Origin of the sequence: Paracoccus sp. IB05, assembly GCF_016405985.1 — a bacterium.
Classification (GTDB): Bacteria; Pseudomonadota; Alphaproteobacteria; order Rhodobacterales; family Rhodobacteraceae; genus Pseudogemmobacter.
Map to the genome: position 1 here is coordinate 86,223 of NZ_JAEFCF010000003.1, position 17,823 is coordinate 104,045.

18 protein-coding genes are annotated in these 17,823 nt (G+C 64.0%); 15 read left to right on the top strand and 3 right to left on the bottom strand.

The window, feature by feature from the left end; genetic code table 11:
• Positions 1-212 precede the first annotated feature (212 nt).
• Entirely contained in the window at positions 213-1,139 is a 927-nt protein-coding gene (locus JC607_RS03165) for a LysR family transcriptional regulator (protein ID WP_233092588.1), read from the bottom strand.
• Positions 1,140-1,233: 94 nt separating this feature from the next.
• On the opposite strand from JC607_RS03165, the gene JC607_RS03170 reads away from it, so the two are divergent.
• On the top strand, positions 1,234-2,466 hold the full coding sequence (locus JC607_RS03170; protein ID WP_233092590.1) for an acyl-CoA dehydrogenase: 1,233 nt from the start codon (positions 1,234-1,236) through the stop codon (positions 2,464-2,466).
• Positions 2,467-2,789: 323 nt separating this feature from the next.
• Positions 2,790-3,725 carry a hypothetical protein gene (locus JC607_RS03175; protein WP_198835501.1) on the top strand — a complete coding sequence of 312 codons (936 nt, stop codon included), beginning with the start codon at positions 2,790-2,792 and terminating at the stop codon, positions 3,723-3,725.
• Positions 3,726-3,812: 87 nt separating this feature from the next.
• Here JC607_RS03175 and JC607_RS03180 read toward each other — a convergent pair whose 3' ends face one another.
• Both JC607_RS03180 and JC607_RS03185 read right to left on the bottom strand, forming a co-directional pair.
• Positions 3,813-4,220, bottom strand: a complete 408-nt coding sequence (locus tag JC607_RS03180; RefSeq protein ID WP_233092592.1) for a lysozyme inhibitor LprI family protein — start codon at positions 4,218-4,220, stop codon at positions 3,813-3,815.
• Positions 4,217-4,573 (bottom strand): GFA family protein, encoded by a 357-nt coding sequence (locus JC607_RS03185; protein ID WP_198835502.1) that lies wholly within the window; start codon positions 4,571-4,573, stop codon positions 4,217-4,219. The genes JC607_RS03180 and JC607_RS03185 overlap by 4 nt, the downstream gene beginning before the upstream one ends.
• Before the next feature lie 80 nt (positions 4,574-4,653).
• On the opposite strand from JC607_RS03185, the gene pyrC reads away from it, so the two are divergent.
• The 13 genes from pyrC to purF all read left to right on the top strand — a co-directional run bounded on the left by pyrC (position 4,654) and on the right by purF (position 17,822).
• Positions 4,654-5,697, top strand: coding sequence for a dihydroorotase (pyrC, locus tag JC607_RS03190; RefSeq protein ID WP_198835503.1), 1,044 nt, complete (start codon positions 4,654-4,656; stop codon positions 5,695-5,697).
• A gap of 103 nt (positions 5,698-5,800) precedes the next feature.
• Positions 5,801-6,478 carry an orotate phosphoribosyltransferase gene (locus tag JC607_RS03195; RefSeq protein ID WP_198835504.1) on the top strand — a complete coding sequence of 226 codons (678 nt, stop codon included), beginning with the start codon at positions 5,801-5,803 and terminating at the stop codon, positions 6,476-6,478.
• A 275-nt stretch (positions 6,479-6,753) separates the two neighbouring features.
• Positions 6,754-8,259, top strand: a complete 1,506-nt coding sequence (locus tag JC607_RS03200) for a replicative DNA helicase (protein WP_198835610.1) — start codon at positions 6,754-6,756, stop codon at positions 8,257-8,259.
• A 183-nt stretch (positions 8,260-8,442) separates the two neighbouring features.
• Positions 8,443-9,492 carry an alanine racemase gene (gene alr, locus JC607_RS03205; protein ID WP_198835505.1) on the top strand — a complete coding sequence of 350 codons (1,050 nt, stop codon included), beginning with the start codon at positions 8,443-8,445 and terminating at the stop codon, positions 9,490-9,492.
• A gap of 5 nt (positions 9,493-9,497) precedes the next feature.
• Positions 9,498-10,289, top strand: a complete 792-nt coding sequence (locus tag JC607_RS03210) for an ABC transporter permease (protein WP_198835506.1) — start codon at positions 9,498-9,500, stop codon at positions 10,287-10,289.
• A complete protein-coding gene (locus JC607_RS03215) occupies positions 10,286-11,032 on the top strand; it encodes an ABC transporter ATP-binding protein (protein WP_198835507.1) in 747 nt (248 codons plus the stop codon). Before JC607_RS03210 ends, JC607_RS03215 begins: the two co-directional genes overlap by 4 nt.
• Positions 11,033-11,039: 7 nt before the next feature.
• A complete protein-coding gene (locus JC607_RS03220; RefSeq protein ID WP_198835508.1) occupies positions 11,040-11,417 on the top strand; it encodes a hypothetical protein in 378 nt (125 codons plus the stop codon).
• A gap of 156 nt (positions 11,418-11,573) precedes the next feature.
• Positions 11,574-12,386: a DNA repair protein gene (locus JC607_RS03225; RefSeq protein WP_233092594.1), complete on the top strand. Its 813-nt coding sequence runs from the start codon at positions 11,574-11,576 to the stop codon at positions 12,384-12,386.
• A gap of 167 nt (positions 12,387-12,553) precedes the next feature.
• Positions 12,554-13,003: a paraquat-inducible protein A gene (locus JC607_RS03230; protein WP_198835509.1), complete on the top strand. Its 450-nt coding sequence runs from the start codon at positions 12,554-12,556 to the stop codon at positions 13,001-13,003.
• Positions 12,996-13,997, top strand: a complete 1,002-nt coding sequence (locus tag JC607_RS03235) for an LLM class flavin-dependent oxidoreductase (protein ID WP_198835510.1) — start codon at positions 12,996-12,998, stop codon at positions 13,995-13,997. Before JC607_RS03230 ends, JC607_RS03235 begins: the two co-directional genes overlap by 8 nt.
• Positions 13,998-14,193: 196 nt before the next feature.
• Positions 14,194-15,552 (top strand): DNA repair protein RadA, encoded by a 1,359-nt coding sequence (gene radA, locus JC607_RS03240; protein ID WP_198835511.1) that lies wholly within the window; start codon positions 14,194-14,196, stop codon positions 15,550-15,552.
• A gap of 25 nt (positions 15,553-15,577) precedes the next feature.
• Positions 15,578-16,225, top strand: coding sequence for a CvpA family protein (locus JC607_RS03245; RefSeq protein WP_198835512.1), 648 nt, complete (start codon positions 15,578-15,580; stop codon positions 16,223-16,225).
• 121 nt (positions 16,226-16,346) lie between these two features.
• Positions 16,347-17,822 (top strand): amidophosphoribosyltransferase, encoded by a 1,476-nt coding sequence (gene purF / locus JC607_RS03250; RefSeq protein ID WP_198835513.1) that lies wholly within the window; start codon positions 16,347-16,349, stop codon positions 17,820-17,822.
• Position 17,823: the final 1 nt, after the last annotated feature.

Genomic DNA, 17,823 nt, shown 5'->3' on the forward strand with positions numbered 1-17,823 from the left:
CCTCTGAGATCCTGGCCGTGATTCTGACGCCGCGTCCCGGGGTGCTTGCGGGCCTCTTCGCCCGCGCAAGGCCCGGAACACTTCTCCGGTTACTGCTGCGGGCAATGCCCCGAACAAGGTCCGGGAATCGCGGTGTCTTCAGCCCCTGACCCTGCACCGGACAGGGCGTGCTATGCGATAGCAACGCAGATCCCGGAGCGGGGTTCCGCCTGTCATCGGATATCAGTCGCCCCGGCAACGGCTCCCGGCCCCTCGCCCGCGCCGCCCCCCGCAGCCAGCCAGCGGCGAAACGAGGTGAGCGGCGCGCGTTCCGGGCGCGTGGCGGGCCAGACCAGGTAATAGGCGCCCGAGGCCGCGACCGCGCCGCCCCAGGCCGGCACAAGCCGCCCCGAGGCGAGATCCCCCGCCGCAAGAAAGGTTGGCAACAGCGCCACCCCCATCCCATGCACCGCCGCCTGGGCCATGGTGGCGAACTGGTCGAACAGCATCGCGGGCGGGCGCTGACCCGGCAGATCATGGCTGGCGAACCAGCGCCCCCAGTCGCCCATCCGGCTTTCCAGCTGCAAAAGCGGCAGCGCCAGCAGATCCGCCGCCCCGGTCAGCGGGCGTGTGAGCAGCGCAGGCGCCGCCAGCGCGATCACCTCTTCCTCCATGAGTTTCATGTAATTCACCCCGGGCCAGTCCTCGCGGCCATAATGGATGGCGGCATCGAAAGAGGTGCCGTCGAAATCAAAGGGCCGGAGCCGGGTCGAGAGGTTCACCGTCACCTCCGGATGCCCCGCTGCAAACCCTGCGAGGCGCGGCGCCAGCCAATGCATGCCAAAGGCCGGCAGGATCGACAGATGCAGCGTGCCGCCCGATGGGTTTGCCCTGAGCGTCAGCGAGGCATCTGACAGCAATTTCATAGCCTTGCGAACCTCTGCCACATAATCTCGCGCGGCAGGTGTCAAAACCAGCCGCTGACGTTCGCGCGTGACAAGGGGGGCGCCCAGCTGCCCTTCAAGCAGCTGGATCTGCCGCGAGACCGCGCCCTGGGTCAGCGACAGCTCTGCCGCCGCCGCCGAGGCGGTGCCCAGCCGCTCCAGCGCCTCAAGCGCGGTGAGCGAAGCGATCGACGGCAGATAACGACGCGGCAGCATATGAGTTTTCCTCATGATCCGGTGACAGAGTTTCGATACCCTGGCCGTGCCCTTCCATGCAATATGGCGACAGATGATTCCGGAGGATCAGCCCATGTCAGATGCCAGCAGCAGCCGCCCGAAACTGAAAGCCAAGGACGCCCCCGACCTTTCGCGCTTTGACTGGGAGGATCCCTTCCGCCTGGAAGACCAGCTTTCGGAGGAAGAACGCGCGATCCGCGACGCCGCCCGCGCCTATGCCGAAGGCAAGCTGCAGCCCCGCGTGATTGAAGCCTTCCGCAATGAAGAAACCGACCCGTCGATCTTCCGCGAAATGGGCGAGATGGGCCTTCTCGGTGTCACCATTCCCGAGGAATATGGCGGGCTTGGCGCCTCTTATGTGTCCTATGGTCTGGTCGCGCGCGAGGTCGAGCGCGTCGACAGCGGCTATCGTTCGATGATGTCGGTGCAGTCGAGCCTCGTCATGTACCCGATCTACGCTTACGGGTCCGAAGAGCAGCGCCGGAAATACCTGCCGAAACTGGCCTCGGGCGAATGGATCGGCTGTTTCGGCCTGACCGAGCCCGATGCCGGGTCCGACCCCGCCGGGATGAAGACCACCGCCAAGAAAACCGCGAATGGCTATGTGCTGCATGGGTCCAAAATGTGGATCTCGAACGCGCCGATTGCTGATGTTTTCGTGGTCTGGGCGAAATCCGAGGCGCATGGCGGCAAGATCCGGGGCTTCGTGCTCGACAAGGGCGCCAAAGGCCTGACGGCGCCGAAGGTGGGCGGCAAGATCAGCCTGCGCGCCTCGATCACCGGTGAGATCGTGATGGATCAGGTCGAGGTCGGTGAAGATGCTTTGCTGCCGCATGTCGAGGGTCTGAAAGGGCCGTTCGGCTGTCTCAACCGCGCGCGCTATGGCATTTCCTGGGGCGTTCTGGGCGCGGCAGAATTCTGTCTCCATGCCTCGCGCCAATATGGTCTGGACCGTAAGCAATTCGGCAAGCCCCTTGCCCAGACCCAGCTTTATCAGCTGAAACTGGCGAATATGCTGACGCAGATCAGCCTTGGCCTTCAGGCCAGCCTGCGCGTCGGGCGGCTTTTGGATGAGGCCAATGCCGCGCCCGAGATGATCTCGCTGATCAAGCGCAACAATTGCGGCATCGCGCTGGAGGCCGCCCGCCACGCCCGCGACATGCATGGCGGCAATGGCATTTCCGAGGAATTTCAGGTCATCCGCCATATGGTGAACCTTGAAACCGTCAACACCTATGAGGGCACGCATGACATCCATGCGCTGATCCTTGGCCGCGCCATCACCGGACTACAGGCGTTTTTCTGATCCCGGCGCGGGCGCGTCGGTGACATCAAAGGGCGGATCCTGACGGATCTGCCCTTTTCATTTGCCTTTTCCCGGCGCGACAGGACCTGCCCTGCGCCTTGCGCGCCACATTGCGCACCCGTCCGATAACAGATTGTTCACGAATGCAGAGTTCACATTCCGGCGTGATCCCTTGCAGCAGCCGTCCCGACTGCCGATACTGGACAGCACGTGGTTCGCTGCGATGCCAGCGGCGTCGCAATGGCCTGCCCATTCGCCGGACCTGACCCCGATATCCAGGCCAGAGCCCGACAAAATGAAGCTTAATGCTTACAGGAGTGACAATGTCCTTCCCCGACAGTGCCGATCACCTTCCGGCACATCCCGGCACCGAATGGCTGGCGGCGATGGAGAGTGTCGCCGACGAGGATGGCTATCTTGATCCGCTTGGCCCGAACCACTGGGCGTTTTTTGCCGAAACCGGCACGACACTGCTGGTGACCTTTGAACGTGCCGAACAGATCGAGGCCAATGACGGCAATATGCCAGGCGCCTGGGATCTCGCAAAGCGCAATGGCTGGTCGCTGCTGTGTCTGATCGCGCGCGGCGAGACCTTCTGGCGCGCGCCCGAGGTCTGGGGCTATTTCGACCGCCTCGTCGATGACGCCTTTTTTGACGATTTCGACCAGGTGCTGTTTTACGGCTCGGGCCCGGCAGGCTATGCCGCCGCCTCGTATGTCGTGGCGGCCCCCGGGGCCCGGGCGCTTTTGCTGGCGCCGCGCGCCACACTCGCGCCCGCCATCGCCGGCTGGGACCGCCGTCACCTGGCGCAGCGGCGGCTCGATTTCTCCAGCCGCTATGGCTACGCCCCCGACATGACCGAGGGCGCCGACCATGTCTGGCTGATCCATGATCCGCTTTCGCCCGGCGATAACGCCCATGCGGCGCTGTTCCGGCGCGACTGGACCACCATGCTCCACACCCGCTGGGGCGGCGAGCAGCCCGAGCGCAGCATGCCCGCCACAGTCCTCGATCAGGTGATCCAGGCGGCGATGGCCGGCACCCTGACCCCTGCCGGTTTCGCCGCCCTGTGGCGCGCGCGCCGCCGGTCTCCGGCCTGGGTACGCTCCCTCCTGACCGCTATATCGGTCAAGGGCAATCGCCAGCGGCAGATCCGCGTATTGCGTCAGGTGCTGTCCGAACAGCCGATCCCGCGATTCGAGCGGCGCCTCGCCGCGCTCCTCGCACAGGACGAGCCAGAGGGTACGGCCGAAGACTGAGCCAAAGACCTCAGAACGGGCAGCTCAGATCGGGCTGCCGCATACCCCGGACCACTGCCAAATACCCCGGACCACTGCCAAACCCGGTCAGTGCTCGCCATATTCGATCAGCCCTTCGAGATCTTCGGTCCTCGCCTCGGTCAGCCGCGCCTTGCAGCCATAGACGAGCAGCGGCTCTGCACTGCCGCCACGCATCGCGTAGCCCTCGGCGGCACAGGCGGCATCGCGATAGGTGATCCAGGCGCGCTGCGCCGCGCGCAGCTCCGCCGGCCCGCCCTTCAGCGCCGCAGGCAGATCCGCGTCCCAGGTCTGCAACAGCGTCATCGCCTCTTTATAGCGCTGGTTCAGCAGCGCATCCGCCGCCTCCCAGTCCGCAGCGGCGCATTCGTTCAGATCGGCCTGCACCATGGCATTCGCGCAATCGGCATCCTGCGCCGCCGCCTGCCCGGCCTGCCCCGCCAGAGCCATCAGAACAATCAGTGCAAATCGTGTCATCGGGAAGCTCCATCCACCAGTTTCGCCCGCGCCGCCAGCGCATGGCCATCCACCCCGTCGAGGCAGCGCGCATTGACCGCCACAATCTCGCTGCCATCCGGCATCGCGCCGAGGGAATAGCTCTGCACCCCGCAGGTCTTACAAAAGTAATGCCGGATGACATGATCATGGAAAAGATATTCCGTGCTGGCGCCGGCGCCCTTTTCCAGCGTGAACCCGGCCGCCGGCGCGAACACCAGCACCGACCCGATCCGGCTGCACCGCGAGCAATTGCAGATCAGCGGCGCCTCCAGTGAGACATCGACACTGTAGCGCACGGCCCCGCACTGACATCCGCCCATATGGCTGGCCATCGGATTCTCTCCTCTACGATGCAGCCTGATCCTGGCGGAAGTCTCTGGCAAAGACACGCGGTTTCGGCTAGCTGCGGGGTATGGAAAACAGCTTTGAGATCCGCCGCCCCGACGACTGGCATCTGCATCTGCGCGATGGCGCGATGCTGGAAGGCGTATTGCCCGAATCTGCGCGCGATTTCGCCCGCGCGATCATCATGCCCAACCTGGTGCCGCCGGTTGTGACCGCGAAAGACGCGCGCGCTTACCGCGACCGCATCCTGAGCGCCCTGCCCGAAGGCATGGCGTTCGAGCCGCTGATGACCCTTTACCTGACCGAGGAAACCGACCCCGCCGATGTGGCGCAGGCGGCGGCTTCGGGGCTGGTCAAAGCGGTCAAGCTTTACCCTGCGGGCGCCACGACCAATTCCCATTCCGGGGTGCGGGATTTCGACAAGGTTATGCCGGTGCTCGAGAAAATGGCCGAGATCGGCCTGCCGCTCTGCACCCATGGCGAGGTGACGACAGCCGAGGTCGATATTTTCGACCGCGAGGCGGTGTTCATTGACACGGTGCTCGATCCGCTGCGCAAACGTCTGCCGGGGCTGCGGGTGGTGATGGAACATATCACCACCGAAGAAGGTGTCGCCTATGCGGGTGAAGGCGGCGAGACGCTGGCGGCGACAATCACCACGCATCACCTGATCATCAATCGCAACCATATCCTCGTCGGCGGTATCAAACCGCATTACTACTGCCTGCCGGTTGCCAAGCGCGAGAAGCACCGCCTCGCCCTGCGCCGTGCCGCCACATCCGGCAGCCCGCGCTATTTCCTTGGCACCGACTCGGCACCCCATATCGACGCGCTGAAAGAACATGCCTGCGGCTGCGCCGGCTGCTTCACCGCGACGAATACGATGCCGCTCCTGGCGCATGTCTTCGAGGAAGAGGAGGCGCTCGACCGGCTCGAGGCCTTCACCTCGCTGAATGGCCCCGCCTTCTACCGGCTGCCGGTCAATGAGGCGAAGCTGCGCCTCGTCAAACGCGCAGCCGCCACCGCTTTCCCGGAAAAAATCGAGACCGGCGCTGGCCCGGTTACCGTCTTCAACCCCGGCTTTCCCGTCCATTGGTCGGTCGAAAGCTGATTTCCTCTTGACTTAAATACTCCCGCCGGAGGCTCCTTTGGCCAGCCGGGGACGCCTCCGGCGGGAGTATTTTTCTCAAGAGGAAGCTGCAAAGGAGCACAGAATGATCCCCGCCGCCTTCCCGTCAAAAGAAGAGATCGCCCGTCTCACCGCCCGCGCCTTCCTTGAGATTGGCGCGGTGCATTTCAACGCGCGCGAGCCCTTCACGCTGGCGTCCGGCCTGCCTTCGCCAACCTATATCGATTGCCGCAAGCTGATCTCTTATCCGCGCATCCGCTCGATGCTGATGGATTTCATGGCGGTGACCGTAATGCGCGAGGCCGGGTTCGAAGCCTTCGACAATATCGCAGGCGGCGAGACGGCGGGTATTCCTTTCGCAGCACTGGTGGCCGAGCGGCTCGCTTTGCCGATGACCTATGTGCGCAAGAAGCCGAAGGGGTATGGGCGCAATGCCCGCATTGAAGGCACCATGACCGAGGGCCAGCGCGTGCTGCTGGTCGAAGACCTGACCACCGATGGCGGATCAAAACTCAGCTTTGTCGATGCGATCCGCGAGACCGGCGCCACCTGCAACCATACGACCGTGATCTTCTATTACGGTATTTTCAAAGAGACCGAGGCGCGGCTGGCTGATCATGGCGTGAGCCTCTCTTACCTCTGCACCTGGTGGGATATGCTGGCAGAGGCGAAGACTCAGGGGATTTTTGACGCCGAAACGCTGACCGGAGTCGAGGAGTTCCTCAACGACCCACGCGGCTGGCAGGCGGCCCGCGCGAAGTAAGGCGGGAAACCGCCGGTTGGACAGGCGGCCGGTCGGGGGAGTGGAGAAACTTTCACCACTCTTCCCCTTCTCCCCGGTGCAAGTCTGGGCACGAATCGCGAATTCAGCGCATCCGTCTGACAAAATCCGCAAGATATGGTATCCTCTGCATCCTGGACCCCAGGCCGCGTGACCAGAACCGGCTTATCCATTCACTTTTCCACAGACCTGTGCAGCGGTTGCTCTGAGGCACTCTGACAGGCTAAAGCTGATCCCTTGATGGGGCGCAGGTGAGCATGAACGAAGTCGCGAAAATCCGCAGCGATCTGCCGGCGCCGGCCGTGACCGAGGCGCTGCCGCAAAATATCGAAGCCGAACAGCAATTGCTGGGCGCGATTCTGGTCAATAATGACATCTATGACCGCATCGCCAGCGTGGTGAAGACCGAGCATTTCTATGACCCGGTGCATCGCCGCATCTTCGATATTGCGGCCTCGAGGATCCAGCGCAACGCGCTGGCCTCGCCGGTGACACTGAAGGCGTTTCTCGAAGAGGACGAAGGGCTGAAGGAGCTCGGCGGCGCCGCCTATCTGGTGCGTCTGGCGGGCGCGGCGATCTCGGCCTTTGCCGCGCGCGACTATGCGCAGATGATCTATGATCTGGCGGTGCGGCGCGAGCTGATCCAGCTGGGCAAAGACATCGCCGACCGCGCCGGCAAGGTCGATATCGATTCGGAACCGCGCGCCCAGATCACCGAGGCCGAACAGAGGCTTTACAAACTGGGCGAGCAGGGCGTGGCCGAGCGCGGCTTCCAGAGCTTCCTCAAGGCCGCAACTGATGCGGTTAATGTGGCGAATGCGGCCTATCAGCGCGGTGGCGGTCTGGCAGGGATTTCGACCGGGCTGGTCGATCTCGACAAGAAGATGGGCGGGCTGCATGAGAGCGACCTGATCATCCTTGCCGGGCGCCCCTCGATGGGGAAGACCTCGCTCGCGACCAATATCGCCTTCAACGTGGCCAAGGCCTATAAACGCGGCCGCAAGCCCGACGGGCATGAGGGCGCGGTCGAGGGGGGCGTGGTCGGGTTCTTCTCGCTTGAGATGTCGGCCGAGCAGCTGGCGGCGCGGATCCTGTCCGAGGCCTCCGAGGTGCCATCCGAGCAGATCCGGCGCGGCGATATGACCGAGCCCGAGTTCCGCCGCTTTGTTGATGCTGCGAAATCGCTGGAGAGCTGCCCGCTTTATATCGACGACACGCCGGCGCTTCCGATCAGCCAGGTCGCAGCGCGGGCGCGGCGGCTGAAGCGGACGCATGGGCTGGATGTGCTGATGATCGACTACCTTCAGCTCCTGAAAGGCTCGTCGAAAAGCTCAGAGGCAAACCGGGTCCAGGAGGTCTCCGAGATCACGCAAGGCCTGAAGGCCATCGCGAAAGAGCTGAACGTGCCGGTGATCGCGCTGTCGCAGCTGTCGCGCCAGGTCGAAAGCCGGGAAGACAAGCGGCCGCAGCTTTCGGATCTGCGCGAATCGGGATCGATTGAGCAGGACGCGGACGTGGTGATGTTCGTCTATCGCGAGGAATATTACAAAGAACGCGAAAAGCCCGGCGATCACGAGCTGGAGAAAATGGCGGCCTGGCAGCAGATCATGGAACAATGCCATGGCAAGGCCGAGGTGATCCTCGGCAAGCAGCGTCACGGGCCAATCGGTTCGGTAGAGCTTTCCTTCGAGGGCCGCTTCACCCGCTTTGGCAACCTCGCGCGGCCCTGGGATGGCGGTGCAGGACCCGATGGCGGTTTTTGATGGCTGATGTCGCAAAGGGGGCTCTGCCCCCTCACCCCCGGGATATTTAGAGACAGAAAATGAAGGGAGAGGCGCTTCCTCATTTTCTGTCTCTAAATATCCCCGCCGGAGGCAGCCGACATTACCACGCTCACGACAATTCTCCCTTGACCCCAGATTTCCAGATGCCAGGAAGTTGCTATCATGGCCACATCGTCCCTTACCATTGACCTCGACGCCATCGCTGCCAACTGGCGGGCGCTGGACCGTCTTTCCGCGCCCGAAGTGCAGACCGCTGCGGTGGTCAAGGCGGATGCCTATGGGCTGGGGGCCGGCAAAGTGGCGCGGGCTTTGGCCTGGGCCGGGGCACGGCGGTTTTTTGTTGCAGCCGCCGAAGAGGGCGCGGCGGTGCGGCAGGCGCTTGGGCCCGGGCCGCAGATCAATATCCTTTCGGGCCATATGGCCGGCGATACTGAGATGCTCAATGATCTTGAGCTGACGCCGATGCTCAACAGCCTCGAGCAGATCACCCGCCATCTGGAGGCCCTGCCGGGCCATCCGTTCGGGGTGCAGCTTGATACCGGGATGAACCGGCTCGGCGTTGAGCCGGTGGAATGGCAGGCGGTGGCGCCGATCATCATCGAGGCCGGCCCGGTGATGCTGATGAGCCATCTCGCCTGCGCCGACGAGCCGGACCATCCCATGAACCAGGAGCAGTTGCAGGCCTTCCATGAGATGACCGATGGCACCGGCCTGCCGCGCAGCTTTGCCGCCACGGGGGGCATCCTGCTGGGGCCGAAATATCATTTCGACCTGACCCGCGCCGGGATCGGGCTTTATGGCGGGCGGCCGTTTGAGATGGCCGAGCGCGTTGTCACCCTGTCTTTGCCGGTGATCCAGACCCGCGACGTGATGCCCGGCGAAGTGGTCGGCTATGCCGCGTCATGGGAGCCGGACGCGCCCTCGGTCATCGCCACGGTGGCTGCCGGCTATGCCGACGGGCTGCCGCGCACGCTTTCGAACAATGCGGTCTTGTGGGATGGCGATACGCCCTGCCCGCTGATCGGCCGGGTCTCGATGGATCTGATCACCGTCGATGTCACCCATCTGAAAGAGATCCCGAAAAGCCTCGACATTCTCGGGCCGCATCAGACGGTGGATGATCTGGCCGATGCGGCCGGCACCATCGGCTATGAGATCCTCACCGGGCTCGGCAAGCGCTACAGCCGCCGTTATCTCGAGACGCGCGGGTGACGGGGATGCTGAACGGACGGCCAGTGGCTTTTCTGGCGGCACTCGGGCGGCCGGTGCTGGAACTGCTCGCGGCGATCGGGCGGGTGGCGCTTTTCGCGATGGTGGCGGTGAGCCATATCTTCCGGCCGCCGTTTTACTGGCGCGAATTCGGCCAGGCGGTGATGCAGATCGGCTGGTTCTCGCTGCCGGTTGTGGGCATGACCGCGATTTTCACCGGTGGCGCGCTGGCGCTTCAGATCTATGCCGGCGGCAACCGTTTCGGGGCCGAGGCGGTGGTGCCGCAAATTGTCGCCATCGGCATGGCGCGCGAGCTTGGGCCGGTCCTGGGCGGGCTGATGGTGGCGGCGCGGGTGGCGTCTTCTATTGCCGCCGAGATCGGCACGATGAAAGTGACCGAGCAGATCGACGCGCTGACCACGCTTTCGACCGATCCGATGAAATATCTGACCGTGCCGCGCCTGCTGGCTGCGGTGCTGACGTTGCCGGTGCTGGTCGCGGTCGGCGATTCCATCGGGATCATGGGCGGCTGGCTTGTGGGCGTGACGCGGCTTGATTTCAACTCGGCCACCTATATCAGGAACACGGTCGATTTCCTCCAGGTCTGGGATATCGGCTCGGGCCTGGTGAAGGGCGCGGCCTTTGGCTTCATCGTCGCGCTGATGGGCTGCTGGCATGGGATGAATTCCGGGCGTGGCGCCCAGGGCGTGGGGGCGGCGACCAAATCTGCCGTGGTCTCGGCCTCGGTGCTGATCCTTGCCGCCAATTACCTGCTTACAGAGGCCTTCTTCTCGGCATGATAGAGCTCAGCGGCGTATATAAGGCCTTTGGCAGCAATCAGGTGCTGAACGGCGTCGGTCTGAGCATCGCGCGCGGCGAGAGCATGGTGATCATTGGCGGGTCCGGCACCGGCAAATCGGTGATGCTGAAATCGGTGCTGGGGCTGGTGACGCCGGATCGCGGCACGATCACGCTCGACGGCCAGGATGTGGCGCGTCACGAGCGCGACGCTTTTCTGGCCCGGTTCGGGATGCTGTTCCAGGGCGCGGCTTTGTTCGATTCGATGCCGGTCTGGGAGAATGTCGCCTTCCGCCTGCTGCGCGGCCGCCTGAAACGCCCCAAACACGAGGCGCGGGAAATCGCGGTCGAAAAACTGCGCCGCGTGGGTCTCGGCCCCCAGGTCGCCGACCTCTTCCCGGCCGAGCTTTCGGGGGGCATGCAAAAGCGTGTCGGCCTCGCCCGCGCCATCGCCGCCAATCCGGAGATCATCTTCTTCGATGAGCCGACCACTGGCCTCGACCCGATCATGGCAGGCGTCATCAATGAGTTGATCCGCGAGATCGTGACCGAAATGGGCGCGACCGCAATGACGATCACCCATGATATGACCAGCGTGCGCGCCATTGCCGACAAGGTTGCGATGCTGCATGGAGGCATCGTGCGCTGGACAGGGACTGTCACCGAAATGGATGAGACATCAGACCCTTACGTGCAACAGTTCATCCATGGTCGCGCCGAAGGCCCGATCCCTTCCGTGCGCTGAGGCTGTGATGGAAAGCGATTTTCTCAACCGGCTCCTGACGCCGTCGCCAGTGATGCAATGGCTCTTGCTGCTTTTCCCGGCGGTGGTTCTGGTGGCCGGGCTGACGGGGATACGGCGGCGCCATAACGGCGCGTTCCGCCTGACGGGGCTTGCGCTGATCACGCTGGTCTGGCTGGCGCTGCCACTGCAGTTCGCTGATCCGTCGGGCCATGCCATATCGGTGCTGGTCTCGACCCTGCTATGGGTCTCGGTGCTGGCCGCCTGGGGTGCCCATGTCTGGAACCGCTGGCCCAGCCCGGTCTGGGCACATGGCTGGGTGGTGTCGCATCTGGTGACCCTCATGATCGCCTGTGCGGTGGCGCTGGTGCGCGCGCTGTCGCACTGAGCCAGTTACAACCACACCGCGCAGAACGTTGACAGGATGGAAACAGTCCCGGCTTTCCACAGGATTCAGTTTCTCACTCGCCCGTAAATTCTGGTTTTTCCTTGCAAATTTAAGATGTTCAGCCTTTGCCTGAAAAGGCCGTAACGGGGGTTGGGCATGTTTTCAGATGATCGCGCAGCTTTGCGCAGGGTTTTTGCTGCCGGCCAGGTCTGTGCCCATGCCGTGATTTTCGGGGCCAGCCTGATCCTTATGGGCGCCAGTCTTTTCGCAGCCCTCGGCTGGAGCTCCTGGCCGGAAATCGGACTGTCGCTGGGCGGGGTGCCAGTCGCGAATGCAGGCATGTGGCTGCAGATCGGCCTGACCGCGCTGCTGGCGATGCTGGTCTTCTGGTTGCCCGCAAACAGCCGCATGGCGCGGCTCGAGGCCGGGCATCGCAGCTTTGCGATGGGCGTCTCGGATGTCGCCCGCGCCTCTCGGATGTCGCATGAGGCCGACCGTACCGGGCTCTTCGGTCTGTCCGCGGAATTCGACTCGATCCGCGAGCGGATGGAAGAGCTGCGCCGCCACCCCGATTTCGCCGGGCTGGAGCCGGAGCTGCTGCAACTTGCGGCACAGATGAGCCATGAAACCCGCGCCCTGGCCCAGACCTATTCCGATGCGAAAGTGGCGCGGGCCAAAGGCTTCCTGGAACAGCGCCAGCAAGAGATCGACGCGCTGAACGAGCGCCTGCGGCTCGCGCGCGGCATCTGCGACGAAATGCGCCGCTGGCTTGCCGCCATCGAGGCCGAGGAACAGCACGCCCGGATCCAGCTCAAACGGCTTGAGGCCGATCTGCGCGAGATCCTGCCCGGGCTCGGTTATGCCGTCGATATCGAAGACCGCAACGAGCCCGAAGGCAATGTCGTTCCCCTGCCGAAACCCGGCCCCCTCCGGCCAGATCCCCGCAGCCAGACGCCCCTGGCTGATTGAGGAAGCCTCCGGCGGGGATATTTAAAAGACAGAAAATATGCGGGACCGCGCCCGCTTTCTGCCCCCGAAAGCCTCCCGGGCTGAGACCAAGAAAGGCCCGGGCAGCCGCGCCCTCCTCGCGGCGCTGCCCCTTGACCCGGGGCTGTCAGGGTGCCAGCAGTCGCCTCATGCGCTGGCTCAATCTCTCGCTCCTGATCCTGTTTCCCGTCGCCTGGTTTGCGCCCCTGATGCGGGCCGCCCTGCTCCCGCTTTTCGGGATGGATGAGATTTCGGTCATCAGCGGGCTGCAATCCCTCTGGGGCACCGATCCCGGACTTGCGCTGCTGGTCACCTTCCTCGCCGTCTTCGCGCCCTATCTGAAAACGATTGGCCTTGCCTTGCTGCAATTCGGGCTGCTGGCACCGTCGGTCCTGCCGGTGCTGCAGTTCCTTGGCAAGCTGGCCATGGCAGATGTTTTCCTGATCGCGCTCTCTATCCTGGTCGCCAAAGGCGCCGGCTGGGTCACAATAGAAACCGCCTGGGGCCTCTGGCTTTTCACCCTTTGCGTGCTTACCTCGATCCTGATCGCCTGGGATGCCGGGCGCCGTCCCGGCAAGGAGCGACCTGCAAATGACTGATAATATTACACTTTCTCTTCTTGATCTTGTCCGGGTGCGCGAGGGGTTTGATGCAGCCAATGCGCTGTCCGAGGCCCAGAGTATTGCGACGGTTGCCGACCGGCTGGGCTATCATCGCTATTGGGTGGCCGAGCATCACAATATGGAAAGCATTGCCTCGGCCGCGACCGCGGTGGTGCTGGCCCATGCCGGGCAGCACACAAAGCGGATCCGGATCGGATCGGGCGGCATCATGTTGCCCAATCACTCGCCCTATATCATCGCCGAGCAATTCGGCACGCTGGCCTCGCTTTTCCCCGGCCGCGTCGATCTGGGCCTTGGCCGCGCGCCGGGAACCGATCAGGCGACCTTGCGCGCCATCCGCACCCCGGTCGGAGCCGCCGAACGCTTCCCGCAAGAGGTGATGGAGCTGATGCACTGGTTCGCACCTGCCGATGAGCCGGGCTATATCCGCGCCTGGCCCGCCGCCGGAACCGAGGTGGATTTCTGGATCCTCGGCTCGTCGGAATTCGGTGCCATGCTGGCGGCAAAACTGGGCCTGCCTTATGGCTTCGCCTCGCATTTCGCGCCCGATTACCTTGATGAGGCGCTGCATATCTACCGCTCGCGTTTCAAACCCTCGGCGCAACGGAACACGCCCTGGGCCATGGTCGGCGTCAATGTGATCTGCGCCGAGACCTCCGCCGAAGCCCGCCGCCTCTTCACCACCGCTCAGATGAGCTTTACCGGCATCTTCCGCGGCGCACGCGGCCTCTCCCAGCCGCCGATCGACGATATTTCAACCTATTGGAACATCCGCGAAGAAAGCCAGGTCTCCCGCATGCTTGGCTGCGCTGTCGTCGGCACTCCGGATGAGGTCAAAGCCGGGCTGAAGGCCTTGCAACTGCGGACACTGGCCGATGAATTCATCATCGTCTCCGATATCTGGGACCCTGCGGCCCGCCGGCGCTCGCTGGAACTGACCGCTCAGGCCTGGGGGCTGTCTGCGGCCTGACCGGTCAGCCGGTCTCCTCTGGCACCCCGGCGGAAGCCTCCGGCGGGGATATTTAAAAGACAGAAAATGAGCCTCTCTTCTGCTCTCATTTTCTGTCCCTCAAATATCCCGGGGGTGAGGCCCTGAAAGGGCCGAGGGGGCTGGCCCCCTCTTGCCCCCTCTTGCCCCCGCCTGCCCCGCCATGCGAGGTCAGAGCATGAGCAAATCCGCCCCCTCTTTCACCTGCACCGCCTGCGGCGCGAGTTCGCGCAAATGGGCCGGACGCTGCGATGCCTGTGGCGCCTGGAATTCGATCATCGAGGAGGCGCCGCTCTCCTCGGGTCCGAAACCGCTGGGCCCCAGGGGCAAGCAGGTCGCGCTGACGGATCTTGCGACAGAAGAAGCGCCGCCGCCCCGCGCCACCTCGGGCATATCCGAGCTGGATCTCGTGCTGGGGGGGGGCCTCGTGCCGGCCTCGGCCATTCTGGTCGGCGGCGATCCGGGGATCGGGAAATCGACCCTTCTGTTGCAGGCCGCCGCCAGTTTCGCAAAGACCGGGCTGAAATGCATTTATATCTCCGGCGAGGAGGCGGCAGCCCAGGTCCGGATGCGGGCACAGCGCCTTGGCCTCACCGATGCGCCGGTCATGCTCGGCACCGAGACCAGCCTGAGGGATATCCTCACCACGCTGGATGCCGAGCGCCCGGGCCTTGCCATCATCGATTCGATCCAGACCATGTGGCTCGACACGGTCGCGGCGGCGCCAGGCTCGGTCTCTCAGGTCCGTGCCGCCGCGCATGAGCTGGTGAACTTCGCCAAACGGTGCGGCGTCGCCATCATCATCGTGGGCCATGTCACCAAAGAGGGCCAGATCGCCGGCCCGCGTGTGGTCGAGCATATGGTCGATACCGTGCTGTATTTCGAAGGCGAGCGTGGCCATCAGTTCCGTATCTTACGCGCCGTCAAGAACCGCTTTGGCGCCTCGGACGAGATCGGCGTTTTCGAGATGACCGGCCGGGGGCTTTCCGAGGTCACCAACCCTTCGGCGCTGTTTCTCGCGAACCGCGATGCGCCCGCCCCCGGTTCCGCCGTCTTCGCCGGGATCGAGGGCACAAGGCCGGTCCTGACCGAAATCCAGGCCCTTGTCGCGCCCTCGCCTCTGGGCACGCCGCGGCGCACGGTGGTCGGGCTTGATTCGGGCAGGCTCTCGACCATTCTCGCCGTGCTGGAGGCGCGGGTCGGCATCCCTTTCACCGGGCTTGATGTTTTCCTCAATGTCGCGGGCGGCATGCGCGTGACCGAGCCCGCCGCCGATCTGGCCGTTGCCGCCGCGCTTTTGTCGGCGCGCGAAGATGTGGCGATCCCGCGTGACATGGTGCTTTTCGGGGAAATCTCGCTTTCGGGCGCGTTGCGTCCGGTGTCCCAGACCGAAAACAGGTTGAAAGAAGCGGCGAAACTTGGTTTCACACAGGCGGCACTGCCCAAGGGATCGAAACCCGGCGCGCAGGGTGGGTTGAAACTGCGCGAAATGGCCGATCTCACGGCCTTTACGGGCGAGATGTTCGGGGCGGGCTGAGGCGCGTCCGGCAGGAGAGAGCGGAATGGACAATTTCACCTGGGTCGATGGCGGCGCGGCCCTGATCATCCTGCTCTCGGCGGTTCTCGCCTATTCGCGCGGCCTTGTCCGCGAAGGCATGGCGATTGTCGGCTGGATCGGCGCGGCCATCGTGGCCTTCATCTTCGCTCCCTCGGCCATGCCCATCGTGCGCGAGATCCCGATGGTCGGCCAGTTCCTCGCCGACAGCTGCGAGCTTTCGGTCGTCGCCTCCTTTGCAGCGGTCTTTGCCATCGGGCTGATCGTGGCGGCTTTGTTCACGCCCCTGTTCTCGTCGATTGTGCAGCGCTCGGCGCTTGGCGGCATCGACCAGGCGCTTGGCTTCGTCTTCGGCGTGGCGCGCGGCGTGCTGCTGATCGCAGTCGCCTTCATCGTCTATGACCGCGCTTTGGCGAATCACTCGGTCGCGGCGATCGACAATTCCCGCACGGCGAAGGTCTTCGCGAATTTCCAGGCCTCGATCGACAATGCGATCCCCACCGATGCGCCTGGCTGGATCGTGGCACGCTATAATGACCTGACCAATGTCTGTTCGGCCGAAACCGCCCAGCCAGTGAGCCCGCCGCCCGCAAATGGCGAAACCGCGCCCGCACAAGACCCGGCAGCGGCGCCCATTCCCGCTCCGGCGCCCTGATCCGCGCCGGCTGTGCATTTGCGCAGCGCCCGACCTGCAACATATGCATGACAACGGGGGGTGACTCTGGCACTCTCAGCGACTACATCAGCCGCGAAGAAGCAGCCGGATCGGAGGCCACATGCGCCGTTTTCCCGCCCACCCGTTTGAACCCCTGAATGACGGGGACAAGCTGAAGGAAGAATGCGGGATTTTCGGGGTGATCGGCCTCGCCGATGCCGCGAATTTCGTGGCGCTCGGGCTGCATGCCCTGCAGCACCGCGGCCAGGAGGCCGGTGGCATCGTCACCTATGAGGCCGAAACCGGATTCCATTCCGAGCGCCGTTTCGGCTATGTGCGCGACAAATTCACCTCTTCCGCCGTGATGAAGCTGCTGCCCGGCGATCTGGGCATCGGCCATGTGCGCTATTCCACCGCCGGATCGAAAGGCACCGCCCAGATCCGCGATGTGCAGCCCTTCTTCGGCGAATTTGCCATTGGTGGCTGCGCCATTGCCCATAACGGCAACCTGACCAATGCGGCGCGGCTGCGAAAAGACCTGATCGCGCGCGGCGCCATCTTCCAGTCTTCCTCTGATTCGGAATGCATCATCCATCTGATGGCGCGCTCCCTGCAGAAAACCCAGGCCGAACGTCTGAAAGACGCGCTGCGTCTGGTCGAAGGCGCCTTTTCCGTCATCGCCATGACCCGCACGAAACTGATGGGCGTGCGCGACGCGCTTGGCGTCCGCCCGCTGGTCCTTGGCCGTCTGGGCGAAGGCTATGTGCTGGCGTCAGAGACCTGCGCGCTCGACATTATCGGCGCTGAGTTCATCCGCGAGATCGAGCCGGGTGAAATGGTCGTGATCGAGAACGGCAAGATCGAAAGCTCGCGCCCCTTCCCGCATGCCAAGGGCCGCTCCTGCATCTTTGAACAGGTCTATTTCTCGCGCCCCGACTCGATCGTCGGCGGCCGCTCGGTCTATGAGACCCGCCGCCAGATCGGTGTTGAACTCGCGCTGGAATCTCCGGTCGATGCCGATCTCGTCTGCCCGGTCCCGGATTCTGGCACCCCCGCCGCCATCGGCTTCGCGGCGCAATCGGGCATTCCCTTCGGCCTCGGCATCACCCGCAACCAGTATATGGGCCGCACTTTCATCGAGCCGACCGAGCAGATCCGCAATATGGGCGTGCGCCTCAAGCTCAATGTAAACCGCGCCCTGATCCGCGGCAAACGCGTGATCCTCGTCGACGATTCGGTCGTGCGCGGCACCACGTCGCGCAAGATCAAAGACATGATCATCGATGCAGGCGCGGCCGAAGTTCACTTCCGCATCGCGTCCCCCCCCACCGCCTGGCCCTGTTTCTACGGCGTAGACACGCCCGAGCGCTCGAAGCTTCTCGCCGCCACCATGACCGAAGATGAGATGCGCGACTGGATCGGCGTCGACAGTCTGAAATTCATCTCGCTGGACGGGCTCTACCGCGCGGCAGGCGAGGCGAAGGGCCGCGACAACCGCAGCCCGCAATATTGCGACGCCTGCTTCTCCGGCGAATATCCCGTCATCCCCGCCGACAAGCTGGATGAAGGGTTCGAGATGAAAACCGCCGCCGAATAAA